The sequence below is a fragment of the Streptomyces sp. NPDC052079 genome, from assembly GCF_040680275.1.
Lineage (GTDB): Bacteria > Actinomycetota > Actinomycetes > Streptomycetales > Streptomycetaceae > Streptomyces.
Window position 1 is genome coordinate 15,226 of the sequence record NZ_JBFAWL010000030.1, and the last position, 26,435, is coordinate 41,660.

Here is a 26,435-nt window from a genome sequence, read left to right on the forward strand (position 1 = left end):
GGGAAATGCGAACAACGGCGGTGTTCCAGGGATACTCGTGGCGGGACGGTATCGGCTGGTCCAGAGTATCGGTCAGGGAGGAATGGGGCGGGTGTGGCGGGCCGCCGACGAAATGCTTGACCGGCAGGTCGCCGTCAAGGAAATGCGGATGGCAGACCTGGGTGCGGAGGACTCGGGCACGCGCCGCGAACGCAGCCTGCGCGAGGCGAGGGCGACCGCCCGGATCGACCATCCCAACGTCGTACGGGTCTACGACGTGGTCGACGAGGGCGAACGGCTGTGGATCGTCATGGAGCTGGTGCACGGCCGTTCGCTGGAGCGGATCATCGCGGAGGACGGGCCGCTGGGGCCCCGCGGTGCGGCGGACGTCGGGCTCGGGCTGCTGGAGGCGCTGCGGCAGGTCCATGCGCGGGGGGTGCTGCACCGGGACATCAAGCCCGGGAATGTGCTGGTCGAGGAGGGGGAGCGGCGCCGTATGGTCCTCACGGACTTCGGTATCGCCGCGATCCAGGATGCCAAGGCGCTCACGATGGTGGGGATGCTGGTGGGGTCCCCCGATTACATGGCCCCGGAACGCGTCTCCGGCCGGCCGCAGGGGCCGCCGTCCGATCTGTGGTCCCTGGGCGCCACTCTGTGCGCGGCCCTGGCCGGTCACTCCCCCTTCGCCCGCGCCACCACCCTGGCCACGCTGCACGCCGTCCTCTACGAGCCCCCCGAAATCCCGCCGGTGGCGGGCCCGTTGCGCGAGATCCTCACCGCCCTCCTCGACAAGAACCCCGACGCCCGGCCCGGCCTCGAGACTCTGCGGTCCGCCCTGACCTCCATCGCCGACCCGCCCCCACTCCCCACCCTCCCGGCCGTCCCGGCGACTCCGCCCTCCGCGGCGGGCATCCCCGGGACGGATGAGCCGGCCCCCGGGGTCGCGGGCGAGCCCCCGGCTCCCGAGGCCGTGAACGAGAACCCTGGGCCCGACTCAGCTCCCGGGGCCACACCCCGGCTCCCCGACGCCGCGGTTGAACTCCCGGCCCCGGCTTCCCAGAACCGGACCTCCCGCCCGGACGAGGAACCGGAACCGCACGTCCCCGGACCCGGGGCCGCGTCGAAGACCTCCGAGGCGACCGACGGAAGCTCAAGTTCCGTACCTGTGGTCCGGGGACCCGGGCCCGGGGGTGTGTCTCCGGCTCCTGCGGCGGCGGGCGGAGGTTCCGGAGTCGTGGGGCAGGGCCTCCGGCCCGGTGGGGGACCGCACGGCCCGGAGCCTGGTGCCTGCCCGGATGGCTCCGGCTCCGGGCCGGGGGGAGTGTCTCCGGGTCCTCGGGCGGCGGGCGGAGGTTCCGGGGTCGTGGGGCAGGGCCTCCGGCCCGGTGGGGGACCGCACGGCCCGGAGCCTGGTGCGGGCCCGGATCGCTCCGGGTCCGGGCCGGGGGGTGTGTCTCCGGTTCCCGACGTGGCGGGCGGAGGGTCCGCCGTCGAGCTGGCCCGGGCGGTCACCGAGCGGCGGCCGTCGCCGGTTCCCCGGTCGGCAGGCGGGAGCGCCCCAGCCGCGGCGGACCGGCGCCGCGCCGGACGGCGGCGGGCCGTAATGGCCGCCGCCGTCGTCGGGACCGCGGCGGCCGCCCTGGCCGTCGTCCTGGTGACGAGGTCCGGGGAGGCGGGGCACGGCAACCGGGCAGACGCCACGGCGAGCGCGTCGTCCGTCACCGGGAGCCGCTCACCCACCGTCGAGGGCACATCCCGCCCCGCCACTCTCCCGCCCGGCGCCCGCCGGGAGGCGGGCGGGTTCGCCTGGGTGCCGCCCGAGGGCTGGCGGCGTGACGTGCAGACGGGGGCGGAGATCCACTACACCTCACCGGACGGCGGCCAGGAACTCGCCGCCAAGTCCTCCCTCGCCCGCGGCGACCTGCTGGACACCTGGCAGACGTCCGAACGCAACGCCCACCAGGGCCAGGACTACCGAAAGATCCGACTGGAGGAGACGACGTTCCGCGGCCACCCGGCGGTGGTCTGGGACTACGCCTTCACCCTCAAGGGCCTCCCCTGGCACGCCCGGCTACTGGGCTTCAACGTCGACGGGAAGTCGTACCAGATCAACACCTGGTACCGGCCGGAGAACGAGGCGGCGGCGCTGAGGACCTACGAGGAGGTGAAGAAGAGCTTCACCGTGCTTTGATCGCGGCGGAAGCCCGCTGCCGCACGAACGCGATGACGACCACGATGGCCGCGACCAGCAGCGACAGCAGCACCGTCGTCCGGCCGTTGTGCTCCGTGTCGGTCAGCATGTACCCCAGCACGAACACGATCAGCGCCGCGCTGGCCCACGTCAGATACGGGTACAGCCACATCCGCACGACCAGCTTCTCCGGCGCCTCCGCCTCGATGATCTTCCGCATCCGCAGCTGCGAGCAGCAGATCACCAGCCACACGAACAGCGCCACCGCACCGGAGGAGTTGACCAGGAAGAGGAACACGGAGTCCGGGAACTTGTAGTTGAAGAACACGGCGACGAAGCCGAAGACGACCGACGCGATGATCGCGGTCTGCGGCACGCCCCGGCGGGTGGTCCGGGCGAACGCCTTCGGCGCGTCCCCGCGCAGGCCGAGCGAGAAGGCCATCCGGGAGGCGGTGTAGAGCCCGGAGTTGAGGCAGGACAGCACGGACGTCAGCACGATGAAGTTCATGATCTGACCCGTGTGCGGGATGCCGAGCGTGTTCAGGGCGGCGACGTAGGAGCCGTCCTCGGTGATGGACGTGCTGTCCCACGGCAGCAGACAGACCACGACGAAGATCGAGCCGAGGTAGAAGACGCCGATCCGCCAGATGATGCTGTTGGTCGCCTTGGTGACGGCCCGCTGCGGATCCTCCGACTCGCCGGCGGCCAGGGTGGCGATCTCGCTGCCCATGAAGGAGAAGACGACGAGCAGGATGCCGGTGAGGATCGCGCCCGCGCCGTTGGGCAGGAAGCCGCCGTGGTCGGTGAGGTTGGCGAGACCGGCCTGGTCGCTGTCGACGCCGGGCAGTACGCCGAAGACGGCCAGCCCGCCGACGACGATGAACGCGGCGATGGCGACGACCTTGATCCCGGCGAACCAGAACTCGAACTCGCCGTAGGAGCCGACGGACGCCAGGTTGGTGGCGGTCAGCACCACCATCACGATGAGCGCCCAGCCCCACTGGGGAACGGCCGGTATCCAGCCTTCGAGGATGGCGGCACCGGCGGTCGCCTCGACCGCCAGGACGACGACCCAGAAGAACCAGTACAGCCAGCCGATGGAGAACCCGGCCCACGGCCCGAGCGCACGGTCGGCGTGGGCGGAGAAGGACCCGGACGTCGGGTTGGCGGCGGACATCTCGCCGAGCATCCGCATCACCAACACCACGAGCGTGCCGACGAGGGCGTACGACAGGAGGATGCCGGGGCCCGCGGTCGCGATGCCGGAACTGGAACCGACGAAGAGTCCGGCGCCGATGACGCCGCCGATGGCGATCATCGAGAGGTGGCGGTTCTTGAGCCCGGCCTGGAGGCCGGAGTCCGGTGGGGTCCCGTGGCCGTCGGGCCCTCCGGGGCCGTTCCCGTCCTGTGTCAGGGTCGGCTGCGAAGTCATGGTGGGGGGTCTTCCTTTGCGCCGGGGTACGAGCCGGACCAGTGAAACGGAGGTGCCGGGATACGGGAACCTCTGATTCCGGATCGTTACCTTGAGCTTTTCCTGAGGTTCCACGGAATTCCCCACCCTTTTCACACGCCCCCCCGCACGCCTCCACCGGACGCCGCAACCCCGCGCCGCCTCGGCCGGGCGCCGTCACTCCGCGCCGCCTCGGCCGGGCGCCGTCACTCCGCGCCGCCACCCCCCGCGCCTCCGCGGGTCGGCACTCGCGTCGCCTCCGCTGGGTGTGGCCACCGCGCGCTGCGACCCCGCGCCGCCTCCGCCGGGCGCTGCGACCCCGGGCCGCCTCCGCCGGGCCGCTGCGACCCTCGCCGCCTCCACCCCGCGCCGCCTCGGCCGGGCGCCGTCACTGCGTGCCGCCTCCACCGGCGGCGCCACCCGCGTCGCCTCACTGGGTGTGGCCACCGCGCGCCGCGACCCCGCGCCGTCTCCACCGGGCGCTGCGACCCTCGCCGCCTCCACCCCGCGCCGCCTCGGCCGGGCGCCGTCACTGCGTGCCGCCTCCACCGGCGGCGCCACCCGCGTCGCCTCCGCTGGGTGTCGCCACCGCGCGCCGCGACCCCGCGCCGCCTCCACCGGGCGCTGCGACCTCGCGCCCCCTGCCCCGGGCGCCGCCACCCCGCGCGCCTCCGCCGGGCGCCACCCGCCCCTTCCACCGCGCGCCCGCCTCCGCCGGGCGCCGCCCGCCGCTTCGACCCGCGCGCCCGCCTCCCCCGGCCGCCGCTACCCCGCGCCGCCTCCCCGCGGCGGCCGTGTCACACTCGTCGCATGCGCGTGTATCTCGGCTCCGACCATGCGGGCTACGAACTCAAGAACCACCTCGTCGAGTGGCTCAAGGCGGCCGGCCATGAGCCCGTCGACTGCGGCCCGCACATCTACGACGCCCAGGACGACTACCCGCCCTTCTGCCTCCGCGCCGCCGAGCGGACCGCCGCGGACCCGGGCTCGCTCGGCATCGTGATCGGCGGCTCCGGCAACGGCGAGCAGATCGCCGCCAACAAGGTCAAGGGCGTACGGGCGGCCCTGGCCTGGAGCGAGGAGACGGCGGCGCTGGGGCGTCAGCACAACGACGCCAACGTGGTCGCGGTCGGCGCACGCATGCACAGCCAGGACGAGGCGACGAAGTTCGTCGAGACCTTTCTGAACACCCCCTTCTCGGGAGACGAGCGTCACATCCGCCGGATCGACATGCTCTCCGCCTACGAGACCACCGGCGACCTCCCCCCGATCCCGGCCCACCACCCCCAGCAGTAGGCGGAACGCGGACGAGGGGGGACCCGTGCCCGAGGGTCACACGATTCACCGGCTGGCCGCGGACTACGCCGGGGCCTTCGCGACCGGCGACCCCCTCCGCGTCACCAGCCCCCAGGGCAAGTTCAGCGACGCGGCCGCCCTCCTCGACCGCACCCCGCTGCACACCACCGACGCCCACGGCAAGCATCTCTTCCTCGGCTTCGGCGACCCCGGGCCCGGGCACACCGACTGGGTCCACATCCACCTCGGGCTCTTCGGCAAGGTCACCTTCGGCCCGGCCCCGGCGCCCCCGCCCACCGACACCGTCCGCCTCCGCCTCGCCGACGACGCCTCGTACGTCGATCTGCGCGGCCCCACCACCTGCGCCCTGATCACGGACGGCGAGAAGCGGGCGATACACGACCGCCTCGGCCCCGACCCCCTCCGCCCGGACGCCGACCCGGCCGACGCCTACCGCAGGATCAGCCGCAGCCGTACGACGATCGCCGCGCTCCTCATGGACCAGAAGGTCGTCGCCGGCGTGGGGAACGTCTACCGCGCCGAGGTCCTCTTCCGGCACGGCATCGACCCCTACCGCGCGGGCCGGGACATCACCGCGGGCCAGTGGGAGGCGATCTGGGCCGACCTGGCCGCGCTCATGCGCGAGGGCGTCCGCAACAACCGCATCGACACCGTCCGCCCCGAGCACACCCCCGAGGCGATGGGCCGCCCGCCGCGCGTCGACGACCACGGCGGCGAGGTGTACGTCTACCGCAGGGCCCACCTGCCCTGCCACATCTGTGGCGGCGAGATCCGCACCGCCGACCTCGCCGCCCGCAACCTCTTCTGGTGTCCCGCCTGCCAGCGCCCCTGAGCTTCCCTCAGAAGCCGTGCGGCAGCCAAGGCGCCGCACCGGCGTTGCCGAACGCCAGGGACGCCTCCGCCAGCGCGTCCGGCAGCAGTGCACGCACCCGGCCCGCCGCGGCGAGCGCCGAGAGGCTCACCCCGCCCAGATACGCCGCCCCCAACTCCCGTACGGACAGGGCCAGGTCGGCCGGGTCCTCGGTACGCTCGCAGGACGCGCCCTTCGCGTCCCCGGTCAGCCGCCAACGCCCCTCGTTCCAGCGGCAGAAGGGGTCCGCCACCTCGAACACGACGTCCACCGGCGCCTGATACGTCCGCGCCCGCAGCGCCGCGCCGACGTCCACCAGACGTACGTACAGCGCGTCCCGCAGGGTCGGCCGGCAGCGGCGTATGTCCGACACCAGATACTGCCAGCCGTCGTCGACCGGCCGCCCGCGTGCCACCAGCGTCGACGTCAGGTCGATGTCGAACAGGAACCGCCACAGCGCCGCCTTCGCCGCCGGATCCAGTGCCTCCAGGTCGCTGAGGACCACCTCGCCGTCGGCCCCGGCCGGTCCCCAGTTCGGCTTCACACGGAACCGCGCATACCCCACCGTCCCGCCGTCCCGCTCGGCGACCACGCACTGCAGCGGCGACCCCCCGCCCCGCCGGCTCTCCGGATCGAGCACCCCGAGCCGCTCCCAGCCGGGCCGACGCGCCGGCATCCCCGGGCGGCCCGGCACCAGCCGGGCGTACACCTCCTCACAGGCGTCGAGCACCTCGGCGGGCTCCGCATAGCGCAGCCGCACGTCATCCGTACCGGCCGGCACCGACAGACCCGCGCGCCGGGTGTCGATCGTCGCGTCCGTCTGGAAGGTCGCCGCTCCGTAGCCGAACCGGCCGTAGATCGCCGGCTCGGACGCCGTGAGCACCGCCAGCGGCTCCCCCCAGGAACGCACGTCGTCCAGCTGCCGTCGCATCATCGACGTCAGCAGCCCGCGCCGCCGGTGGGTGGCGGCCACGCTGACCATGGTGACGCCCGCCGCCGGCACGGACGCGCCGCCCGGCACGGTCAGCCGGAAGGAAAAGGCGCCCGCCGACCCCACGCACACGTCGCCGTCCCAGGCACCCAGGAAGCGGTCGAACTCGGTGAGCGAGTTCCATAGTTCCCGCTCCTCGGGCGCCTCCGGGGGACCGCCGAAGGCACGTATGAGATTCGCGTAGATCTTGTCCCATTCGTCCGGCTTCAGTACCCGGAGTTCGGGCGTGGGGCCCGTCTGCTCGTTCGCCATAGGCCATGCCTACCAGGGCAATGCGGGACAAGCGAGGGAATTTCTCCCGTGCGGCCCCATGGACGTGTCCCGTGAAGTTCACTGTGAGTCCGGTCCCCATCAGGGGGGACAACCAGGACCTCCCGTGCCAAGCGGCCGGTCCGATGGATAGGGTCCCGAACTAATGGCAGCAGGACGAGAGCGGCGCGCGGAAGCCGATACGTTCACGGCCCGGTTGAAGAAGCAGTGGCACCGGGCCCGCGTCGGCGTGCGCCGGGCCGCCGTCGACTACTTCCGCGGCGACGGCTCGGACTGGATCGCGCTCGCCGGACTGCTGCTCACCGTCCCGCTGATCGCGGCCGGGACACTCGCCAACTCCGTGTGGTGCGCGCCGTCCGCCCTCGTCATCCCCATCGTCGCGGGCGGACTGCTGCTGCGCCCGGCGAGCCTGCTCGGCCTGTACGCGGCCGCGGCGACCGCACTCATCGTGGAGGCGGTACAGCTCGGCCCCTACACCGAGGGCGCGGCACGGGTCACCCCCGGCGTGGTCCTGGTCGTCGCGGCCTGCGGCTTCTTCGGGCTGCTCGTCGCCCAGTTCCGCAGCAGGGTGGGCGTGCCCTGGCGGCGCGGCGGCACCATGCTGTTCGACCTGCGCGAACGCATCCGGGTGCAGAGCAAGCTGCCGAAGCTGCCGGACGGCTGGCACCGCGAGATGGCCCTGCGCCCGGCGGGCGGACAGTCGTTCTCGGGCGACTTCGTGGTCGCGGCCCGCACCAACGGGGGGCGCACCCTGGAGGTCGTGCTGACGGACGTCTCCGGCAAGGGCATGGACGCCGGTTCGCGCGCCCTGCTGCTGTCCGGCGCCTTCGGCGGTCTGCTCGGCAGCCTCCCCCCGCACGCCTTCCTCCCGGCCGCCAACGGCTATCTGCTGCGCCAGGACTGGCAGGAGGGCTTCGCCACCTCCATCCACCTGGTGCTCGACCTGGACTCCGGCGACTACGAGCTCTACTCCGCCGGGCACCCGCCGGGCCTCCAGCTCAGCGCGGGCAGCGGCCGCTGGGAGGAGAAGGCCGCCGACGGCCCCCTGCTGGGCGTGTACGACGGCGCCCAGTTCGACTCGGTGAAGGGCTCGCTGCGCCCCGGGGACGTCCTGATGCTCTTCACGGACGGTCTGGTGGAGACCTCCGACCGGGACATGGTCGAGGGCATCGACCGTCTCACCGGCGAGGCCGACCGCTATGTCGCCGGCGGCTTCCACGGCGCCGCCTGGCACCTCATCGAGTCGGTCGCCAAGGACGTCAACGACGACCGGGCGCTGCTGCTCATATGCCGGGAGGGCCCGACGGCCGCCGCGGCCCGCTGACCCGGGCACACTGTGGGGGTGACCGAGACACCGCGCACCCCGCTGACCCCGGACCGGGTGGAGGCCATCGCCCGCGCCGCACACGACGGCCAGACCGACAAGGCGGGCCGGCCCTACGCCGAGCACCTCCGGGCGGTCGCCGAGGGCGTCAGGGCACGGGGCGGCGACGAGGACCAGATCGCGGCGGCCTGGCTGCACGACGCCGTCGAGGACGACAGGCTGACGGAACAGTGGCTCCGCGAGGCCGCGCTCACCCGGCGGACCAAGGACATCGTCCTCGCGGTCACCAAACGGTCCGGGGAGCCGCCGGAGGCGTACGCGGCCCGCATCCTCGCCACCCCCGGCGCGCTGCTGGTGAAGGAGGCGGACCTGGCGCACAACGCCGACCCGGCCCGGCTCGCGGTCCTCGACGGTCCCACGCGGAAACGGCTGACCGAGAAGTACGCACATATGCGCGCACTTCTCGGTCTGGCCTGTCCATAACGCCCGTCAGTTGGAGAGCTGGACCGAGACCTTCTCGCCCGGCGTACGCACCTCAGTACCGGTCCGCCGCTCGCGGTCGCGGGCCGTCCCACCCGGGTCCTCCCGGAAGGCCCACGCCATCTTCGGCTCCACCACGCACCGCAGCGTCCGCTGCACCGGCTTGGTGCACAGCGCCGTGACGGCGGCGGCCGCGAGGACGGTCAGTCCGATCACGCCGAGCGGCTCCTCGAACACCGGGTCGTCGAACCAGCCCGCGTAGTTGCCCGCCTTCACCAGGAAGGCGTGCAGCAGATAGCCGTAGATGGTGCCCGCGCCGAGCGCCGTGAACCACATGTGCCGGCGCGGCACCCAGGCGAAGAAGCAGGCGGTCAGCAGCAGCGAGCAGCCGAGCGTGCCGAACACCATGACCGGGCCCGCCCACCACGGCGCGCCCAGCTCCTCCGCGGCGCTGCTGTGGTAGAGCCAGCCGAGTCGCATGCGCGGCACCGACCACCAGGCGACGACCGTCGCCGCGGCCAGCAGGGGCAGGGACATCAGGCGCACCGAGCGGCGATGCACCCGCTGGAAGTGCTCGGGCCGCAGGATCAGGCCCAGCACGAAGAACGGCAGGAACTGCAGCACCCGCTGGAGTTCCAGGTCGTCACCGATCTGGGGCGACACGGAGCCGAGCGCGGCGAGCACCAGCGAGACCGCGAGCGGATGACGGATCATCCGCCACAGCGGGGTGGTCATCCGCCACACCACCAGCGCGCACAGGAACCACAGATGGTAGGTGGGGTCCAGCAGCGTGATGCCGTGGTCCGGGTCGTCGTTCCCGTAGCGCTGGAACAGCGAGTACGCGGTCTCGAAGACGACATAGGGAACGATCACACCGGTGATCAGCCGCTTCACATGCTTGGGGCGCAGGTCGAAACTGCGCGAGAAGTAGCCGGAGATCAGGATGAACGCCGGCATGTGGAACGTGTACACGACGCGGTACGCGGTCTCCACCGCTCCGTCGTCCAGGATCTGACCCCAGGCGTGACCCACGGCCACCAGCACGATCGCCAGGAACTTGGCGTTGTCGAAGAACGCGTCGCGCTGTTTGCCGGACGGCGCCGACCGGGTGATCTCCTTGTTCTTGGTGCGCGGGCTCGGCACTCCGTCCGCCGGGGACTGCACCGGGCGGAGCGGCAGCGTGGGGTTGCCGTACGGTCGCTGCGAGTTCGTCACTGACCCTCCCGGCAGGGGCTCGGGGAGGCGATCGGTGAGCTCGCTGCGCTTGCGGGGGACGAGGCAGCGTGGAACATCTGAGGCACCCTAGCGTTGTCCGTGGGATTTCGTAAAACGCCCGACGTCATTCCTGGTTTATTCGGCTCGGGTACCCCGGATTGAGGAAAGCGCGCATACGGCCCGGGGTGATAGTCAACACATCAACCAGCCGCGTCACTTGACCACCCTATGACCACCCTATGACCACCCCACGGCCCCTCTTTATCATGACAGTTCCGGACTAAGCGGCGCATAAGACCGGGAGGCGACTCCGGTGATATGTCCGGCTTCGTCAGTCTTTCAAGGCGCGCCCGAGGGCTCGTTGGATGATCTGCGGCGGCAATTCGAATTACCTGCGAACGCGTTGTGTGGAGACGGAAACGATCCCCTCGAATTCCCTGAGCGGGTGTCACTTCGAATTGTCGTGCGACACACTGCCGTTGGCCCTCGGGGGCGGGTGCGCGCACACGCGCCGGGACACCGTGATGTGGACGATGCGTCAGCGGTCGCATGGTGGAGCCCTGTTGGTGGCACGATGGTTCTGGCGGGGTGCGCGGGGTCGCGTCGCCCGGGCCGGGGAAGCCGAACCGACCGAGGGTGTGATCAGTTGTGGCCATTTCACTGTCTGTGGTGCTGCTGTTGGCGATCATCCTGGTGGTGCTGCTGAGAGGCGGCTCCATCAAGGCCGGGCCGGCGATCGTCGCCGTCCTCTTCGGCTTCTTCCTCGCCTCGACCGGCATGGCCGACGACATCCAGCGGTTCCTGGACTCGATAGCGGAGATGATCAACTCGATCAGCTTCTGACCCCGCGGCGACCCCGCCCACGGAAACGATCAGGGCCGGGCCCAGGAGAACACCTCGACCCGGCCCTGACTCTCGGATGCCGGGCGGCTATGACCCGAACTTCTTCCACTGCCCTTCGGAAACCACTTCGACGGAGCCGTCGACGACCTTGATGGCGGTCTGTTCGTCGATGGCGTAGGCCGGACCGCCGATGTCGGCGGCCCACCGCTCCGCGTCGGCCAGGGTGTTCTGCGGGAAAAGGTCCAGGTGCGGGAAGATCGAGAAGTCGACGACTCCCAGGGTGCGGTCGTCCGGCGCGGACGGCCATTCGACGAAATACTCACCGATCCGGGGTGTCATCACCATGCTTCCGGCGCTCACCCCCACCCAGACCAGGTCGGGCAGCGACGGCAGCAGATCCGCCAGCCCGGACTCCCGCATCCAGTGGCACAGATAGGTCGCGTCGCCGCCGTCCACCAGGAGCACGTCGGCCTCCCGGATCCAGGGGACGTATCGCTCGGCCCCGATGGTGGGCAGTGCTGTGAGCTCGAGGACACCGAGCGACCCCCAGCCCAGGCCCGACAGGTACTGCCAGCGGTCCTCGCCGGCCGCGAACCCCCGCACCGATGTCGGACGGCACATCGGATGACCCCACTGTGCCGTCGGGACACAGAGGGCATGGCACTCCTCGATCGGCTTGCCGAGAAGTTCCAGGAGTGCCGAGCGGATACTCGGGTTCGTAACGCCGCCTGACGTGAGCAAGAGCTTCAAGGGTTCTCCCAGATGTGCGCGCGCGGAAGGTGGACGCCTGTGTAGACCTGGGACCGCACGGAAACTCATCGCGCTTCAGGCACCCTGCACGCGGTCGGTGAGGCTTCCGGCGGAGCGATCACACGCACGGCGTAGAGGCGGTAGTCATCATCGCTGCGCTCAGCCTCGTAGCCGAGCGACGTCAGCATGGCGATGATGGTCGTCACCATGTGCTCGTAGATCTGGCTTGCCGCCTTCAGAAGAGGATCATCGGTTTGCCCACGCTGGATGGCGGCCCGGACCCTCTCCTGCGTGCGGACGTGTAGTCGCCAGTGAAGCCAGACACCGCCCGCGGCATCATCGAACTCGTCCAACTCGATCTCAAGACCACCCCCTTCCCCCAGGGCCACGCCGTGCTGATCAGTAGGGTGGACGGTCAGGCCTGAGGCTGACAGATCCTGCCGTACCTGCTCGGCAAGCTGACGCAGGCGGCTGATCTCACCCGGCGCGGCCTTCCTCAGCCCAAAACTGTCCTCAGGGTTCACGGTGTGCACGTTACCGAGCGGTCAGCGAAGCGGTTTTGGGCGGGAGCGGGCGGCCGGCGGTGCCGCGCCGCCGGTTCGCGCGGGTCCGCAAGCTTCCGTCCGGCCGCTACTGGCCCCGCTACCTCTGCTCTGACGGGCAACCGCGTCCTGCTCCGGAGACGTTCCGCACCAAGAGGGATGGGGGTGCCTGGCTCGCTGACAAGCGGCAACACGCTCGCCGCGGTCGCGGTGCCGGCACCCGCGAGCTCATGGCGCGCATGGGCCACAGCGCCGCCCGGGCCGCGCTGATCTACCAACACGCCAGCGCTGAGCGTGACCGGCTGATCGCGGATGCTGTGTCCGGACTCGTCGACAGGGGCGGGAAGGGGCGAGGCTCGGAAGCCCAAGGGGCACGCAGGGGGCACGGGGGGCTGATCAGGCCCACGGGACGACTCAGGCCCAGGGAGTGGGTAAACACCCTCTCACCTGGGCCTGAGCCATGTCAGAGCGGGCGACGGGAATCGAACCCGCGTAGCCAGTTTGGAAGACTGGGGCTCTACCATTGAGCTACGCCCGCACGGAGTGCGCCGCGCGTGGGGCGACCGCGGCACTGACAGGCATCGTAGCGGGTCGTACGCCTCCGGCGCACACTCCGTTTCCGGCCCCGCACCGCGCCCGGAAATGCGGCGGCCGATCCGGCCTGGGTGCATGTACCCTACGTGTCGCACCAGACGGGGTGTGGCGCAGCTTGGTAGCGCGTCCGCTTTGGGAGCGGAAGGCCGTGGGTTCAAATCCCGCCACCCCGACCACGCACCTGCTCACGCACCGGTGATCGCCTTTTGGGTGCCGTAGCCGCTGCCGTTACTATGCAAGTTGCGCGCCCTGTGTGTCTCTGAAGTCCTCCGGGCGGCGAATCGGCCGGACCGCTCTGGTCCCGGCAGAACCCGAGAAGTCAGCCACAAGGAGACCGAACCGTGAAGAGCGCCGTGGAGACCCTGAACCCGACCCGGGTTCGGCTCACTGTCGAGGTGCCCTTCGAGGAGCTCAAGGACAGCCTCGACGCGGCGTACAAGAAGATCAACCAGCAGGTCACGGTGAAGGGCTTCCGCAAGGGCAAGGTCCCGGCCCGGGTCATCGACCAGCGCTTCGGCCGCGGTGCGGTGCTGGAGGAGGCCGTCAACGACGCCCTTCCGAAGTTCTACACCGACGCCGTCAACGAGGCCGAGCTGAGCCCGCTGGGCCAGCCTGAGGTCGACATCACGGAGCTGAAGGACGGCGAGACGCTGAACTTCACCGCCGAGGTCGACATCCGCCCGGCCATCGAGATCCCGGACTACTCCGGCATCGAGGTCGAGGTCGACGCCGTCGAGGTCACCGAAGAGGACGTCGACAAGTCGGTCGAGCAGCTCCGCGAGCGCTTCGCCTCCACCTCCCCGGTGGAGCGCGCCGCCGAGGAGGGCGACGTCGTCACCATCGACCTGAAGGCCAAGGTCGACGGCGAGGTCCTCGAGGACGGCGTGGCCGACGATGTCTCCTACACCATCGGCTCCGGTGAGCTGCTGGATGGCATCGACGACGCCGTGACGGGCCTGGAGGCCGGTGGGGAGGCCACCTTCACCTCCGAGCTCAAGGGCGGCTCGGCGGCCGGCAAGGAGGCCGAGGTCACCGTCAAGGTCACCCAGGTCGCCAAGCGCGAGCTGCCCGAGCTGGACGACGACTTCGCCCAGCTCGCCTCCGAGTTCGACACCCTCGAGGAGCTGCGGGCGGACAGCCGCAAGCGCCTGGAGAACATGAAGCAGTACGACCAGGCCACGCAGGCCCAGGAGCGCGTCCTGGAGAAGCTGCTCGAGCTGGTCGAGGTCCCGGTCCCCGAAAAGCTGCTCGAGGACGAGATCAACACGCGCAAGCACAACCTCGAGCACCACCAGCTCGGCCAGATGGGCCTGGACCTCGCGAAGTACCTGGAGATCCAGGGCAAGACCGAGGAGGAGTTCGAGACCGAGACCCGTGAGGCCGCGGTCAAGGGCATCAAGACCCAGTTCGTGCTCGACGAGCTGGTGAAGCAGGAGAAGCTCAACGTCAACCAGGAGGAGCTCACCGAGCACCTCATGCGGCGCGCCGCCTCCTCCGGCATGTCCCCCGACCAGTTCGCCCAGGCCGTCGTCGAGCAGGGCCAGGTCCCGCTCCTCGTCGGCGAGGTCGCCCGCGGCAAGGCCCTGGCCGTCGTGGTCGAGAAGGCCACGGTCAAGGACACCAACGGCGAGATCGTCGACCTCGAGGACGAGGACGAGGAGGAGGCCACCGAGGCCACCGAGTCGACCGACGCCACCGAGTCGGCCGAGGCCGAGGCCACCGAGGCCCCCGCCGCGGAGAAGACCGAGGGCTGACCCTCGCGTCACCTCTGACGTGATCTGACGTGATCAACAGGGCCCCGGGGTGCACGGCACTCCGGGGCCCTGCTGTCCGGCGGCGAAGCAGCCCACCAGGGGCCCACCGGGGGCGCGGGGCCGTTCCGGCGGAGCACACCGCGACGTACACCCCTCTACGCCCCCGGCGAACACTCCCGTTACCGGGATTCCCTGGCGGAGTCACCGCGTTAGGGTCCTTGAATACCAGGGGACGTGAGTCACCGAATACGGCTCCGACCCCGTAGGGACACGTGAGACGGCCCGGCGCCGTCGTAAGACGAGCAGGTGGATACGTGATGAATCTGATGCCCTCAGCCGCCGGCGAGCCTTCCATCGGTGGTGGCCTCGGCGACCAGGTCTACAACCGGCTGCTCGGCGAGCGGATCATCTTCCTCGGACAGCCGGTCGACGACGACATCGCCAACAAGATCACTGCACAGCTGCTGCTCCTTGCCTCCGACCCGGACAAGGACATCTACCTGTACATCAACAGCCCCGGCGGCTCCATCACGGCCGGCATGGCGATCTACGACACCATGCAGTACATCAAGAACGACGTGGTGACGATCGCCATGGGCCTCGCGGCCTCCATGGGCCAGTTCCTGCTGAGCGCCGGCACGCCCGGCAAGCGCTTCGCGCTGCCGAACGCCGAGATCCTGATCCACCAGCCGTCCGCCGGCCTCGCCGGTTCGGCCTCGGACATCAAGATCCACGCCGAGCGTCTGCTGCACACCAAGAAGCGCATGGCCGAGCTGACCTCCCAGCACACGGGCCAGACGGTCGAGCAGATCACCCGCGACTCCGACCGCGACCGATGGTTCGACGCCTTCGAGGCCAAGGAGTACGGCCTCATCGACGAAGTGATCGCCACGGCCGCCGGCATGCCGGGCGGCGGCGGCACCGGGGCCTGAGCGGGCCGCACGGAGCCCCCGCGGCCCCGTAACGCCCCCCGGGCCCTCCGGCCCGGCGCCACAAGCCCCAGCAGCCCCGGCCGACCGCCTCAGCCCCTTTCCAGGAGACACCGTGAACGACTTCCCCGGCAGCGGCCTGTACGACCTCCCCCACAGCCTTAAGGGCGTGGGAGGTACCCCCAGCGCCGAGTACACCGGCCCCGCGGCCGAGTCCCGCTACGTCATCCCGCGCTTCGTCGAGCGCACCTCCCAGGGCATCCGCGAGTACGACCCGTACGCGAAGCTCTTCGAGGAGCGGGTGATCTTCCTCGGCGTCCAGATCGACGACGCCTCCGCCAACGACGTCATGGCGCAGCTGCTGTGCCTGGAGTCGATGGACCCGGACCGGGACATCTCGGTCTACATCAACAGCCCCGGCGGCTCCTTCACCGCCCTCACGGCCATCTACGACACGATGCAGTACGTGAAGCCGGACATCCAGACGGTCTGCATGGGCCAGGCCGCCTCCGCCGCCGCCGTCCTGCTCGCCGCCGGCACCCCCGGCAAGCGCATGGCCCTGCCGAACGCGCGCGTGCTGATCCACCAGCCGTACAGCGAGACCGGCCGCGGCCAGGTCTCCGACCTGGAGATCGCCGCCAACGAGATCCTCCGGATGCGTACGCAGCTGGAGGAGATGCTGGCCAAGCACTCCACCCGGCCGATCGACCAGATCCGCGAGGACATCGAGCGCGACAAGATCCTCACGGCCGAGGACGCGCTGGAGTACGGCCTGATCGACCAGATCATCACCACCCGGAAGATGGACAACACCAGCCTGCGCTGACGCGGAGCGGGGTGTAACGTCTGCCGCCCCTTGGCACGGTTTGGCACGGTCCACGTCAAAGTGAACCGTGCCAAGGGGGGCCCGAACGGGGGGCTCGGCAAGGTACCGTCGGACATAAGGCAGCACCAGGAGCCGCCGGACACGGACGTCCGGTCGTCTCCCAGGCGAAGGGGAAGCACACCGTGGCACGCATCGGTGACGGCGGCGATCTGCTCAAGTGCTCGTTCTGCGGCAAGAGCCAGAAGCAGGTCAAGAAGCTCATCGCAGGGCCCGGTGTGTACATCTGCGACGAGTGCATCGATCTCTGCAACGAGATCATCGAGGAAGAGCTCGCCGAGACCAGCGAGGTCCGCTGGGAGGAGCTCCCCAAGCCCCGCGAGATCTACGAGTTCCTCGAGGGGTACGTGGTGGGGCAGGAGGCGGCCAAGAAGGCCCTCTCCGTCGCCGTGTACAACCACTACAAACGCGTCCAGGCCGGAGAGAACGGCGGCGCGCAGGGCCGTGAGGACGCCATCGAGCTGGCGAAGTCCAACATCCTGCTGCTGGGCCCCACCGGCTCCGGCAAGACCCTGCTGGCCCAGACCCTCGCCCGCATGCTGAACGTCCCCTTCGCGATCGCCGACGCCACGGCGCTCACCGAGGCGGGTTACGTCGGCGAGGACGTCGAGAACATCCTGCTGAAGCTGATCCAGGCGGCCGACTACGACGTCAAGAAGGCCGAGACCGGGATCATCTACATCGACGAGATCGACAAGGTCGCCCGCAAGAGTGAGAACCCGTCGATCACCCGCGACGTCAGCGGTGAGGGCGTACAGCAGGCCCTGCTGAAGATCCTCGAGGGCACCACGGCCTCCGTCCCGCCGCAGGGCGGCCGCAAGCACCCGCACCAGGAGTTCATCCAGATCGACACGACGAACGTGCTGTTCATCGTGGGCGGCGCCTTCGCCGGACTGGAGAAGATCATCGAGGGCCGGGCCGGCGCCAAGGGCATCGGCTTCGGCGCGACGATCATCTCCAAGCAGGAGCGGGACTCCAAGGACCAGTTCGAGGAGGTCATGCCGGAGGACCTGGTCAAGTTCGGCATGATCCCCGAGTTCATCGGCCGGCTCCCGGTCATCACCAGCGTCCACAACCTGGACCGCGAGGCCCTGCTCCAGATCCTGGTCGAGCCGCGCAACGCCCTGGTGAAGCAGTACCAGCGCCTCTTCGAACTCGACGGTGTGGAGCTGGACTTCGAGCGCGAGGCGCTGGAGGCCATCGCCGACCAGGCCATCCTCCGCCAGACCGGCGCCCGCGGCCTGCGCGCCATCATGGAGGAGGTCCTCCAGGGCGTGATGTACGAAGTCCCGTCCCGCAAGGACGTCGCCCGCGTCGTCATCACCGCCGACGTGGTCCTCTCCAACGTCAACCCCACCCTGATCCCGCGCGACGCCCGCGGCCGGGGCTCGGGCGAGCAGAAGACGGCGTAGCCGCCACCGCACAGCAATTGCGAAGGGGCCCCGGTCGATCCGGGGCCCCTCCGGCGTTCGTACGGTGGTGTGCTCAGGCCTTCACCCGCGCCGCGGAGCGCAGTTCCGTCGCGAACGAGGCGACGTCGTCCGTGGCCAGGCCGCCGCTGCCGCCCCTCTGCGCCGCGGCCAGGTCCAGCCCGTTGACCACGCCGTAGGTGCTGTGGTCGGCCCACACGCACACCGGCATCTCGAGCTTCTGGTCGCCCTCGGAGATCGAGGCCGTCTGGCACTTCATGACGGCACCGTCGAGACCGTTCGGCTCGACCGTCTCGGGGCTGCCCTTCCAGGTGACCGCCTCCGCCTCACCCGTGTTGTCGCCGGTGTCCTTGGAGTTCTCGTGGGCGGTGGCGAAGCCCTTGTCGATGGTGGCCTCCGGGTCGCCGATCTCCCCGTAGGCGCCGTTGAACGCCATGGCCTTGCCCAGCTTGCCGGCCGAGCCGCTGGCGTACGACGCTTTCACCACCGTGCCGCTCTTGATGCCGAGCTTCTCCAGGTCGGCGGCGGACTCGGCCCCCGTCGGGCCGCCGTCGCTCGAACCGGAGCCGCTCTTCTTGTACTCGCCGACCGAGGACGGCGGCTCCAGCTTGTGCGGCCCGTCGTCCGCGATGTCCGTACCGCCGCCCCCGCCGAAGACGAAGTACGCGCCCACACCGATCGCCGCCACGACCGCGACCGCGCCGATGATCAGACCGGTCTTCTTGCCGCTGCCGCCACCCGCCGCCGGGGGCTGCGGCGGCATGCCGTACGGCGCCTGGCCGTACGGCGGCTGCTGCGGCGGAACGCCGGGCTGCCCGGGCGGAGGCGCCTGCTGCGGGTAGCCGTAGCCGGGCTGGGGCGACCCCGGCGGCTGGCCGCCGTAGGGACCCGGCTGTCCGTACGGCCCCGGCTGCTGGGGCTGTCCCCCGTACGGGCCCGGCTGGTTGTGACTCATGACTGGATTCCCCTCCAGATGGCGATGCGGTGGCGGTCAGGCCTTGACCCGGACCTCGTTGCGGATCTTGGTGGTGATGTCCGAGGCGGCGCTCTTGGTGATGTCCTTGGTGTTGTCACCGGGCGAGACGATCGCGACGGTGCTGTAGTCGGCCCAGGCGCAGAACCAGTTGGTCGTCGGCTTCTTGGTGAGGTTGTTGGTGCCCTTGGCCGCCTGGCACTTCATCACCGCGCCGTCCATGTCGACCGACTCCGGCTCGCCTACCAGCTCGGACATCAGCTCGTTGCTCGACCCCTTGTCCGTCTCCTTCTTGAGGGACGCGAAGATCTTGTCGAGCACCGCCTCCGGGTCGGTGACCTCGCCGTAGGCGCCGAAGAACGACACGCCCCTCGCGGTCAGCAACTCGGACCGGTCGGGGAGCGTGGTCGGGTCCTGCGGGTCGTAGCCGCTGAAGTCGGCCGTCGAGTAGGAGGCGCCGACGGACTTGCCGTCCTTGACGCCGCCCTTGGCCAGGTCGTCCACCGTGCCGGAGCTGGAGTCCTCGCCGCCCTCACCGACCCGGGTGTACTCGCTCATCAGCGTCGTCGGCGTCGACAGCTTGTGCGGGCCGTCGTCCTCCACGCCGCCCGCGCCGCCGCCCCCGCCGATCACGAAGTACGCGCCCACGCCGATGGCCGCCACGACCGCCACCGCGCCGATGACGATCGCGGCCGTCTTGCCGCCGCCGCCCGACGCCGGGGGCTGGGGCGGCATGCCGTACGGGGCCTGGCCGTAGGGAGGCTGCTGGCCGTACGGGGGCTGCTGGGGCGGGACTCCGGGCTGGCCGGGCCCCTGCGGATAGCCGTATCCGGGCTGGCCGGGCGGGGGCGTCTGCTGGGGGTAGCCGTAGCCGGGCCCCGGAGCCTGCGGCTGCTGGCCGTAAGGACCCGGCTGGCCGTACGGTCCGGGCTGCTGTGGCTGCCCGCCGTACGGGCCCGGCTGGTTGTAGCTCATTTCTGGGTTCCCCTCCAGATGCTTATGCGTTGCTGACATCCTGACTCAGCAGTGACACCTTCAGGTCGGCGGGGGCCGCACCGTTACAAAGGAATCCCGTTTCGGGACAGGCCCGTGACGCCTCTAAACTGAGCCGCGTGACCGAGAACGCTCAGCAGCAGCCACCAGCGCCCACCACCGAACTGCCGACCCAGTACGCGCCGGCCGATGTAGAGGGGCCGCTGTACGAGCGCTGGGTAGAGCGCGGTTACTTCGAGGCGGACGAGAAGAGCGACAAGCCGCCCTACACCATCGTCATCCCGCCGCCGAACGTCACCGGCAGCCTGCACCTCGGGCACGCCTTCGAGCACACGCTCATCGACGCCCTCACCCGCCGCAAGCGCATGCAGGGCTTCGAGACGCTGTGGCAGCCCGGCATGGACCACGCCGGCATCGCCACGCAGAACGTCGTCGAGCGGGAGCTCGCCAAGGAGGGCAAGTCCCGTCACGACCTGGGCCGTGAGGCGTTCGTCGAGAGGGTCTGGCAGTGGAAGCGCGAGTCCGGCGGGCAGATCTCCGGCCAGATGCGCCGCCTCGGCGACGGCGTCGCCTGGTCCCGTGAGCGCTTCACCATGGACGAGGGCCTGTCGAGCGCCGTCCAGACCATCTTCAAGCGGCTCTACGACGACGAGCTGATCTACCGCGCCGAGCGCATCATCAACTGGTGCCCGCGCTGTCTGACCGCGATCTCCGACATCGAGGTCGAGTACCAGGACGACGACGGCGAGCTCGTCTCCATGAAGTACGGCGACGGCGACGACACCATCGTCGTCGCCACCACCCGCGCCGAGACCATGCTCGGTGACACCGCTGTCGCCGTCCACCCGGACGACGAGCGCTACCGGCATCTCGTCGGCAAGCTCATCAAGCTGCCCCTGACCGACCGTTCCATCCCGGTCGTCGCGGACGAGCACGTCGACCCCGAGTTCGGCACGGGCGCCGTCAAGGTGACGCCGGCGCACGACCCGAACGACTTCGAGATCGGCCGGCGGCACGACCTGCCCGCCATCGCGGTCATGGACGAGCACGCGATCATCACCGCCCACGGCCCCTTCCAGGGCCTGGACCGGCTCGAGGCCCGCTCCGCCATCGTCGCCGCGCTGCGCGCCGAGGGCCGGATCGTTGCCGAGAAGCGGCCCTACGTCCACTCGGTCGGCCACTGCTCGCGCTGCAAGACCACCGTCGAGCCGCGGCTGTCCATGCAGTGGTGGGTCAAGGTCGGCCCGCTGGCGAAGGCGGCCGGTGACGCCGTCCGCGACGGCCGCGTCAAGATCCACCCGCAGGAGATGGAGAAGCGGTACTTCGACTGGGTCGACAACCTCCACGACTGGTGCATCTCGCGGCAGTTGTGGTGGGGCCACCGCATCCCGGTCTGGTACGGGCCGAACGGCGAGGTCGTCTGCGTCGGTCCCGACGAGGAGCCGCCCGGTGGTGAGGGCTGGCACCAGGACACCGACGTCCTGGACACCTGGTTCTCCTCGGGCCTGTGGCCGTTCTCCACCCTCGGCTGGCCCGAGCAGACCGAGTCGCTCGCGAAGTTCTACCCCAACTCCGTCCTGGTCACCGGCTACGACATCCTCTTCTTCTGGGTCGCCCGGATGATGATGTTCGGCCTCTACGCCATGGACGGCACCCCGCCGTTCCACACCATCGCCCTGCACGGCATGGTCCGCGACCAGTTCGGCAAGAAGATGTCGAAGTCCTTCGGCAACGCGGTCAACCCGCTGGACTGGATGGACAAGTACGGCTCCGACGCCCTGCGCTTCACCCTGGCCCGCGGCGCCAACCCGGGCGTCGACGTGCCGATCGGCGAGGACTGGGTCCAGGGCTCGCGCAACTTCGCCAACAAGATCTGGAACGCGACCCGCTTCGCCCTGATGAACGGCGCCACGGTCGAGGGCCCGCTGCCGGACCCGTCGACGATGTCGCCGACCGACCGCTGGATCCTGTCCCGGCTGAACTCGGTCGTCGCCGAAGTCGACGCGTACTACGAGGACTTCCAGTTCGCCAAGCTGTCGGACGCGCTGTTCCACTTCGCCTGGGACGAGGTCTTCGACTGGTACGTCGAGCTGTCCAAGACGACGTTCCAGGCGGGCGGCGAGCCGGCCGAGGTCAGCAAGCGGGTCCTCGGCGAGGTCCTCGACGTCACGCTCAGGCTGCTCCACCCGGTCGTCCCGTTCGTCACCGAGACACTGTGGACGACGCTGACGGGCGGAGAGTCGGTCGTCATCGCCGACTGGCCCGCCGACAGCGGCTTCCGGGACGCCGACGCCGAGCGGGAGATCGGGACGCTCCAGTCGGTGATCACCGAGGTCCGCCGCTTCCGCGCCGACCAGGGCCTGCAGCCCGGCCAGCGGGTTCCGGCGCGGCTGACCCTCGTCGGCACGGCGCTCGCCCCGCACGAGCCGGCCATCCGGCAGCTGCTGCGCCTCCAGCCGGAGGGCGACGCGTTCACCGCGACGGCGACCCTGCCCGTCGCCGGTGTCGAGGTCGCGCTGGACCTGTCCGGCGTGATCGACGTCGCCGCCGAGCGCAAGCGCCTCGCCAAGGACCTCGCCGCCGCCGAGAAGGAGAAGGCCCAGGCGACGGCGAAGCTCGGCAACGAGGCGTTCCTGGCGAAGGCCCCGGACCACGTCGTGGTCAAGATCCGCACGCGGCTGGCGAAGGCGGAGGAGGACATCCTCCGCATCGGCACCCAGCTGGACCGCCTGCCCGAGGCCTGACCCGGCTCCACGGCGCCCACGGCCCCCGACCGCTCCGGTCGGGGGCCGTTCACGTCCTGGTGGGGATCGTGTAACCCGGCCGCGGGAACCTGCGGCTTCGCCCACCGCCCGGCCCCACGGGCCGCCGCCGTCAGGAGCCCGCCCACGATGCCCGGAACCGCGCCCTCCGCCGCGCCGCTGCCCGCGAAGCCGACCGCGCGGGACGGCCCCGGCACGGAGCGGCGGCTCGACATCGACCTGCTGCGCGTCCTGTGCACCGCCGCCGTCGTCCTGGTGCACGCCTCCGCCGAGTTCCTCGACGCGGGGCACCGCACCACCGGCGTCGTCGGCGACTCGGCCGGCCGGTTCGCCGTGCCCGCGTTCTTCGCGATGGCCGGGTGGGCCGCCCTCGCCGGGTCGCCGGTGCGCGACGAGCGCCGGCTCCTCGCCCGGCTCGGACGGATCCTGCGTCCGATGGCGGTGTGGACGGCGCTCTACCTCCTCTGGCAGTACGTGTCCGGGCCGCCCCCGGACGGCGGCGCCGGGGAGGCGCTGCGGGCGCTGTTCGGTTCCGTGGAGGCCGCCTTCCACCTCTGGTACCTCTACACCTACATCCCCCTCCTGCTGCTCCTCGGCTCCGCCGTGCTCGTCCTCCGGCGGCACGTCCTGCCCCGCCGGTCGCTGCTGCTGCTCGTCGCCTTCGCCGTCGCACCGGCGGCCACCGGGGACCTGCGGACGCTGACCGGGCTGCCGGTGCCCTCCTGGGAGTGGAGCGTGTCGCTGTCCTCGCTCGGGTACGCGGTGGCGGGCGCCGCCCTGCTCGCCGCCCGGCGGCGCGGCCCGCGCCCGCTGTGGCTCGCGGGCGCGGCGGTCGGCCTCGTCGCCCTCACCGTGTATCAGCTCACGGTGCGGCACCCCGCCGCGTACGGGAGCGCGGCGGTGGCCACGCTCACCTTCGCGGTGCTCGGGGCGGTGGCGGGGGTGCGGGTGCCGGAGCGGGCGCGGGGGGTGCTGGTGCGGCTGTCGGACGCGTCGTTCGGCACCTATCTGGTGCATCTGCTGTGGGTGACGGTGCTGGTCGGGCCGGTCGCGGAGGGGCTCCCGGCGGGGTGGTGGGCGCCTGCGGCGCTCGCGGTGACAGCGGTGGCCGCCGCCGTGCTGTCCTTCGCCGTGAGTGTCCTGTGGGGCCGGCTCGGGCTGCGGAAGTGGCTCGGCTGACGCGGGAGCCGGGGCCTGCCCGGGGCACGCCCGGTGGCTCCGTAGACTGGGGACCGTGAGCGAGCGCCCAGAATCAGCAGGTCCCGACCCGGACGACACCTTTGACGAGTTCGCGGAGCTCGTCGAGGAGGAGACCCGCCGCGATCCCGACCTCGCGGTGATCGAGGCGGGCAGCCGCACCCTGCGCACCCAGGGCGGCCCGCCGCAGGCGGACGTGCCCGCGCGGCCCGAGGACCCCGAGGTCGACCGGGCCCTGCGCGAGGTCGAGGGGGAGCTCGCCACCCGCTGGGGCGAGACGAAGCTGGAGCCGTCGGTCGCCCGGATCTCCGCGCTGATGGACGTGCTGGGCGAGCCGCAGCGCTCGTACCCGTCGATCCACATCACCGGCACCAACGGCAAGACCTCCACCGCCCGCATGATCGAGGCGCTGCTCGGCGCGTTCGAGCTGCGCACCGGCCGGTACACGTCCCCGCACGTCCAGTCGGTCACCGAGCGGATCAGCCTCGACGGGGCGCCGGTCTCCGCGGAGCGGTTCATCGAGACGTACCAGGACATCAAGCCGTACGTCGAGATGGTCGACGCCCAGCAGGAGTACCGGCTGTCCTTCTTCGAGGTGCTGACCGGCATGGCGTACGCCGCCTTCGCCGACGCTCCCGTGGACGTGGCGGTCGTCGAGGTAGGGATGGGCGGCAGCTGGGACGCGACCAACGTGATCGACGGCAGCGTCGCCGTGGTGACGCCGATAGACCTCGACCACACCGACCGGCTGGGCGCCACCTCCGCGGAGATCGCCACCGAGAAGGCGGGCATCGTCAAGCGGGACGCGACGGTGATCATGGCCCAGCAGTCGGTGGAAGCCGCTCAGGTGCTGCTGAAGAAGGCCGTCGAGGTGGACGCGACGGTGGCCCGCGAGGGGCTCGAGTTCGGCGTCGTCACCCGGCAGGTCGCGGTGGGCGGCCAGCAGGTGACCCTGCGCGGACTGGGCGGCGAGTACACCGACGTGTATCTCCCGCTGCACGGCGCCCACCAGGCGCACAACGCGGCCGTGGCGCTCGCCGCCGTGGAGGCGTTCTTCGGTGTCGGCGCGCAGCGCGTCGAGCCGCTCGACATCGACACGGTGCGCAAGGCGTTCGCCTCCGTCGCCTCCCCGGGGCGGCTGGAGGTCGTCCGCCGGTCGCCGACCGTCGTCCTGGACGCCGCACACAACCCCGCGGGTGCGCGGGCGGCGGCCGAGGCGATCGGAGAGGCGTTCCAGTTCAGCCGGCTCATCGGGGTGGTCGGCGCGAGCGGCGACAAGAACGTGCGCGGGCTGCTGGAGGCGTTCGAGCCCGTCTTCGCCGAGATCGTCGTCACCCAGAACTCCAGCCACCGCGCGATGGACGCCGACGAGCTGGCCGCGGTCGCCGTCGAGGTGTTCGGCGAGGACCGCGTCCAGGTCGAGCCGCGGCTGCCGGACGCGCTGGAGGCCGCGATCACGCTGGCCGAGGAGGAGGGCGAGTTCGCGGGCGGCGGTGTCCTCGTCACCGGTTCCGTCATCACCGTCGGCGAGGCCCGACTGCTCCTGGGAAGGGGCTGAGTTCCCGTGCGTACGCTCTGCGCTTCGACGCTGATCGGCGAGTTCTTCATCATCGGTTTCGCCGGGTTGGTCGCGATGAAGGACGCGGACCTGTCCACGGGCACGGTGTGGACGGTCTGCGGCATCGCGATGTTCCTGTGCGTGGCCCTGTGCGGGGTGATCACACGGCCGGGCGGGGTGGCCCTCGGCTGGGCGCTGCAGCTCGCCCTCATCGCCTCCGGGGTCTTCGTCCCGATGATGTTCTTCATGGGCGCGATCTTCGCGCTGCTGTGGTGGGCCTCGGTGCACTTCGGGCGAAAGGTGGATGAAGCGAAGGCCCGTTTCGCCGCCCGGGCCGACCAACCTGACGCTGCGTGACAGATGCCCCGACACGCCCGGTAACCTCATCAGTCCGCACAACTTGACATCACTCCACGCACAAGGAGCTCCGCCGTGACCCAGCGCACCCTCGTCCTCCTCAAGCCCGACGCCGTCCGTCGTGGCCTGACCGGCGAGATCATCAGCCGTATCGAGCGCAAGGCCGGCTGGCAGATCACCGCGCTGGAGCTGCGCACCCTGGACCACGACACGCTGGAGCAGCACTACGGCGAGCACAAGGGCAAGCCGTTCTACGAGCCGCTGGTGGAGTTCATGGCGTCCGGCCCGGTCGTGGCGATGATCGTCGAGGGCGAGCGGGTCATCGAGGGGCTGCGCAAGCTGGCGGGTCCCACGGACCCCATCGCCGCCGAGCCGGGTTCCATCCGCGGCGACTTCGGCGTGATCGTCCGGGAGAACCTGATCCACGCCTCCGACTCCGAGGAGTCCGCCGAGCGCGAGGTGAAGATCTTCTTCCCGGGCCGCGCGTGACGTCGTACGGCCGCTCGGGCGTATCCCGCGCATAACGATCACATCGCGGCCGGGTACGGCACGTTTGCCGGGTGACGGATGGTCTGGGGGCTTTGCCCCCGGACCTTTTTTGGCATATGCGAGGCGTTCGGGGGAACGGATGCCCCCGATGGCCCGTCTCCACAAGCAGGGCGACACGCCATCTGATGACAATGGCGAAGACCCTCGCACCGTGTTCGCGAAGGCGCGTCTACGATGGAAGCCTTCACGTCACCGCACCCACCTCGCCAACCTGAAAAGCCCTCAAAAGCTCGTGGGAAGGCCAGACGAATCCT

General features: G+C 70.7%; 22 protein-coding genes and 2 tRNA genes. 16 read left to right on the forward strand and 8 right to left on the reverse strand.

Going from position 1 to position 26,435, the window contains the following annotated elements:
* Positions 1 to 82 precede the first annotated feature (82 nt).
* Positions 83 to 2,170 (forward strand): protein kinase, encoded by a 2,088-nt coding sequence (locus tag AB0L56_RS28815; protein ID WP_365428343.1) that lies wholly within the window; start codon positions 83 to 85, stop codon positions 2,168 to 2,170.
* On the opposite strand, the gene AB0L56_RS28820 is transcribed toward AB0L56_RS28815, so the two are convergent.
* Positions 2,157 to 3,602: an amino acid permease gene (locus AB0L56_RS28820; RefSeq protein ID WP_365428346.1), complete on the reverse strand. Its 1,446-nt coding sequence runs from the start codon at positions 3,600 to 3,602 to the stop codon at positions 2,157 to 2,159. The two genes, AB0L56_RS28815 and AB0L56_RS28820, sit on opposite strands and share 14 nt — an antisense overlap.
* Positions 3,603 to 4,430: 828 nt before the next feature.
* Between AB0L56_RS28820 and AB0L56_RS28825 the strand changes: the two genes are divergently transcribed.
* Positions 4,431 to 4,916: a ribose-5-phosphate isomerase gene (locus AB0L56_RS28825; protein WP_361023243.1), complete on the forward strand. Its 486-nt coding sequence runs from the start codon at positions 4,431 to 4,433 to the stop codon at positions 4,914 to 4,916.
* 25 nt (positions 4,917 to 4,941) lie between these two features.
* Entirely contained in the window at positions 4,942 to 5,769 is an 828-nt protein-coding gene (locus tag AB0L56_RS28830) for a DNA-formamidopyrimidine glycosylase family protein (RefSeq protein ID WP_365428349.1), read from the forward strand.
* Positions 5,770 to 5,776: 7 nt separating this feature from the next.
* On the opposite strand, the gene AB0L56_RS28835 is transcribed toward AB0L56_RS28830, so the two are convergent.
* Positions 5,777 to 7,030 (reverse strand): GNAT family N-acetyltransferase, encoded by a 1,254-nt coding sequence (locus AB0L56_RS28835; RefSeq protein ID WP_365428352.1) that lies wholly within the window; start codon positions 7,028 to 7,030, stop codon positions 5,777 to 5,779.
* Positions 7,031 to 7,193: 163 nt separating this feature from the next.
* On the opposite strand from AB0L56_RS28835, the gene AB0L56_RS28840 reads away from it, so the two are divergent.
* Positions 7,194 to 8,372 carry a PP2C family protein-serine/threonine phosphatase gene (locus tag AB0L56_RS28840; protein ID WP_361023234.1) on the forward strand — a complete coding sequence of 393 codons (1,179 nt, stop codon included), beginning with the start codon at positions 7,194 to 7,196 and terminating at the stop codon, positions 8,370 to 8,372.
* 18 nt (positions 8,373 to 8,390) lie between these two features.
* On the forward strand, positions 8,391 to 8,855 hold the full coding sequence (locus tag AB0L56_RS28845; RefSeq protein WP_361023231.1) for an HD domain-containing protein: 465 nt from the start codon (positions 8,391 to 8,393) through the stop codon (positions 8,853 to 8,855).
* A 6-nt stretch (positions 8,856 to 8,861) separates the two neighbouring features.
* Here the strand turns inward: AB0L56_RS28845 and AB0L56_RS28850 are convergent, their stop codons facing one another.
* Positions 8,862 to 10,016 carry an acyltransferase family protein gene (locus AB0L56_RS28850; protein ID WP_365428404.1) on the reverse strand — a complete coding sequence of 385 codons (1,155 nt, stop codon included), beginning with the start codon at positions 10,014 to 10,016 and terminating at the stop codon, positions 8,862 to 8,864.
* A 699-nt stretch (positions 10,017 to 10,715) separates the two neighbouring features.
* On the opposite strand from AB0L56_RS28850, the gene AB0L56_RS28855 reads away from it, so the two are divergent.
* A complete protein-coding gene (locus tag AB0L56_RS28855; protein ID WP_006133597.1) occupies positions 10,716 to 10,910 on the forward strand; it encodes a hypothetical protein in 195 nt (64 codons plus the stop codon).
* Positions 10,911 to 10,997: 87 nt separating this feature from the next.
* Here AB0L56_RS28855 and AB0L56_RS28860 read toward each other — a convergent pair whose 3' ends face one another.
* The 3 genes from AB0L56_RS28860 to AB0L56_RS28870 form a co-directional block, all read right to left on the reverse strand.
* On the reverse strand, positions 10,998 to 11,660 hold the full coding sequence (locus tag AB0L56_RS28860; RefSeq protein WP_365428357.1) for a Type 1 glutamine amidotransferase-like domain-containing protein: 663 nt from the start codon (positions 11,658 to 11,660) through the stop codon (positions 10,998 to 11,000).
* Between the two features lie 65 nt (positions 11,661 to 11,725).
* Complete coding sequence (locus AB0L56_RS28865) at positions 11,726 to 12,184, reverse strand: hypothetical protein (RefSeq protein WP_365428360.1); 459 nt, start codon at positions 12,182 to 12,184, stop codon at positions 11,726 to 11,728.
* 485 nt (positions 12,185 to 12,669) lie between these two features.
* A tRNA-Gly gene (locus AB0L56_RS28870) sits at positions 12,670 to 12,740 on the reverse strand.
* Positions 12,741 to 12,895: 155 nt separating this feature from the next.
* Between AB0L56_RS28870 and AB0L56_RS28875 the strand changes: the two genes are divergently transcribed.
* The 5 genes from AB0L56_RS28875 to clpX all read left to right on the forward strand — a co-directional run bounded on the left by AB0L56_RS28875 (position 12,896) and on the right by clpX (position 17,774).
* Positions 12,896 to 12,972 (forward strand) — tRNA-Pro (locus AB0L56_RS28875).
* 165 nt (positions 12,973 to 13,137) lie between these two features.
* The gene (gene tig / locus AB0L56_RS28880; protein WP_361023224.1) at positions 13,138 to 14,550 is read left to right on the forward strand and encodes a trigger factor; all 1,413 of its coding nucleotides are present in this window, start codon (positions 13,138 to 13,140) and stop codon (positions 14,548 to 14,550) included.
* Positions 14,551 to 14,876: 326 nt separating this feature from the next.
* Positions 14,877 to 15,482: an ATP-dependent Clp protease proteolytic subunit gene (locus tag AB0L56_RS28885; RefSeq protein WP_361023432.1), complete on the forward strand. Its 606-nt coding sequence runs from the start codon at positions 14,877 to 14,879 to the stop codon at positions 15,480 to 15,482.
* A gap of 166 nt (positions 15,483 to 15,648) precedes the next feature.
* On the forward strand, positions 15,649 to 16,305 hold the full coding sequence (locus tag AB0L56_RS28890; protein WP_365428407.1) for an ATP-dependent Clp protease proteolytic subunit: 657 nt from the start codon (positions 15,649 to 15,651) through the stop codon (positions 16,303 to 16,305).
* 182 nt (positions 16,306 to 16,487) lie between these two features.
* On the forward strand, positions 16,488 to 17,774 hold the full coding sequence (gene clpX, locus AB0L56_RS28895; protein WP_365428364.1) for an ATP-dependent Clp protease ATP-binding subunit ClpX: 1,287 nt from the start codon (positions 16,488 to 16,490) through the stop codon (positions 17,772 to 17,774).
* A gap of 73 nt (positions 17,775 to 17,847) precedes the next feature.
* Here the strand turns inward: clpX and AB0L56_RS28900 are convergent, their stop codons facing one another.
* Together AB0L56_RS28900 and AB0L56_RS28905 are read right to left on the reverse strand one after the other, a co-directional pair.
* Positions 17,848 to 18,747: a hypothetical protein gene (locus AB0L56_RS28900; protein WP_361023215.1), complete on the reverse strand. Its 900-nt coding sequence runs from the start codon at positions 18,745 to 18,747 to the stop codon at positions 17,848 to 17,850.
* Positions 18,748 to 18,783: 36 nt separating this feature from the next.
* Positions 18,784 to 19,740, reverse strand: coding sequence for a hypothetical protein (locus AB0L56_RS28905; RefSeq protein WP_365428368.1), 957 nt, complete (start codon positions 19,738 to 19,740; stop codon positions 18,784 to 18,786).
* 137 nt (positions 19,741 to 19,877) lie between these two features.
* Here AB0L56_RS28905 and AB0L56_RS28910 point away from each other — a divergent pair, with 137 nt between their 5' ends.
* The 5 genes from AB0L56_RS28910 (at position 19,878) to ndk (ending at position 26,121) form a co-directional block, all read left to right on the forward strand.
* Positions 19,878 to 22,502, forward strand: a complete 2,625-nt coding sequence (locus tag AB0L56_RS28910; RefSeq protein ID WP_365428371.1) for a valine--tRNA ligase — start codon at positions 19,878 to 19,880, stop codon at positions 22,500 to 22,502.
* Between the two features lie 147 nt (positions 22,503 to 22,649).
* Positions 22,650 to 23,699 carry an acyltransferase gene (locus tag AB0L56_RS28915; protein ID WP_365428374.1) on the forward strand — a complete coding sequence of 350 codons (1,050 nt, stop codon included), beginning with the start codon at positions 22,650 to 22,652 and terminating at the stop codon, positions 23,697 to 23,699.
* A gap of 55 nt (positions 23,700 to 23,754) precedes the next feature.
* Positions 23,755 to 25,275, forward strand: coding sequence for a folylpolyglutamate synthase/dihydrofolate synthase family protein (locus tag AB0L56_RS28920; protein ID WP_361023204.1), 1,521 nt, complete (start codon positions 23,755 to 23,757; stop codon positions 25,273 to 25,275).
* A gap of 6 nt (positions 25,276 to 25,281) precedes the next feature.
* Positions 25,282 to 25,632, forward strand: a complete 351-nt coding sequence (locus AB0L56_RS28925) for a DUF4233 domain-containing protein (protein WP_361023201.1) — start codon at positions 25,282 to 25,284, stop codon at positions 25,630 to 25,632.
* A gap of 75 nt (positions 25,633 to 25,707) precedes the next feature.
* Entirely contained in the window at positions 25,708 to 26,121 is a 414-nt protein-coding gene (ndk, locus tag AB0L56_RS28930; protein ID WP_361023198.1) for a nucleoside-diphosphate kinase, read from the forward strand.
* Positions 26,122 to 26,435 lie beyond the last annotated feature (314 nt).

Bases quoted from the DNA above. Each gene is read 5' to 3' on its own strand.
- AB0L56_RS28815 (WP_365428343.1), top strand. From the start codon at position 83: ATGGGGCGGGTGTGGCGGGCCGCCGACGAAATGCTTGACCGGCAGGTC.
- AB0L56_RS28820 (WP_365428346.1), bottom strand. From the start codon at position 3,602: ATGACTTCGCAGCCGACCCTGACACAGGACGGGAACGGCCCCGGAGGG.
- AB0L56_RS28825 (WP_361023243.1), top strand. From the start codon at position 4,431: ATGCGCGTGTATCTCGGCTCCGACCATGCGGGCTACGAACTCAAGAAC.
- AB0L56_RS28835 (WP_365428352.1), bottom strand. From the start codon at position 7,030: ATGGCGAACGAGCAGACGGGCCCCACGCCCGAACTCCGGGTACTGAAG.
- AB0L56_RS28840 (WP_361023234.1), top strand. From the start codon at position 7,194: ATGGCAGCAGGACGAGAGCGGCGCGCGGAAGCCGATACGTTCACGGCC.
- AB0L56_RS28885 (WP_361023432.1), top strand. From the start codon at position 14,877: ATGCCCTCAGCCGCCGGCGAGCCTTCCATCGGTGGTGGCCTCGGCGAC.
- AB0L56_RS28900 (WP_361023215.1), bottom strand. From the start codon at position 18,747: ATGAGTCACAACCAGCCGGGCCCGTACGGGGGACAGCCCCAGCAGCCG.
- AB0L56_RS28905 (WP_365428368.1), bottom strand. From the start codon at position 19,740: ATGAGCTACAACCAGCCGGGCCCGTACGGCGGGCAGCCACAGCAGCCC.
- AB0L56_RS28915 (WP_365428374.1), top strand. From the start codon at position 22,650: ATGCCCGGAACCGCGCCCTCCGCCGCGCCGCTGCCCGCGAAGCCGACC.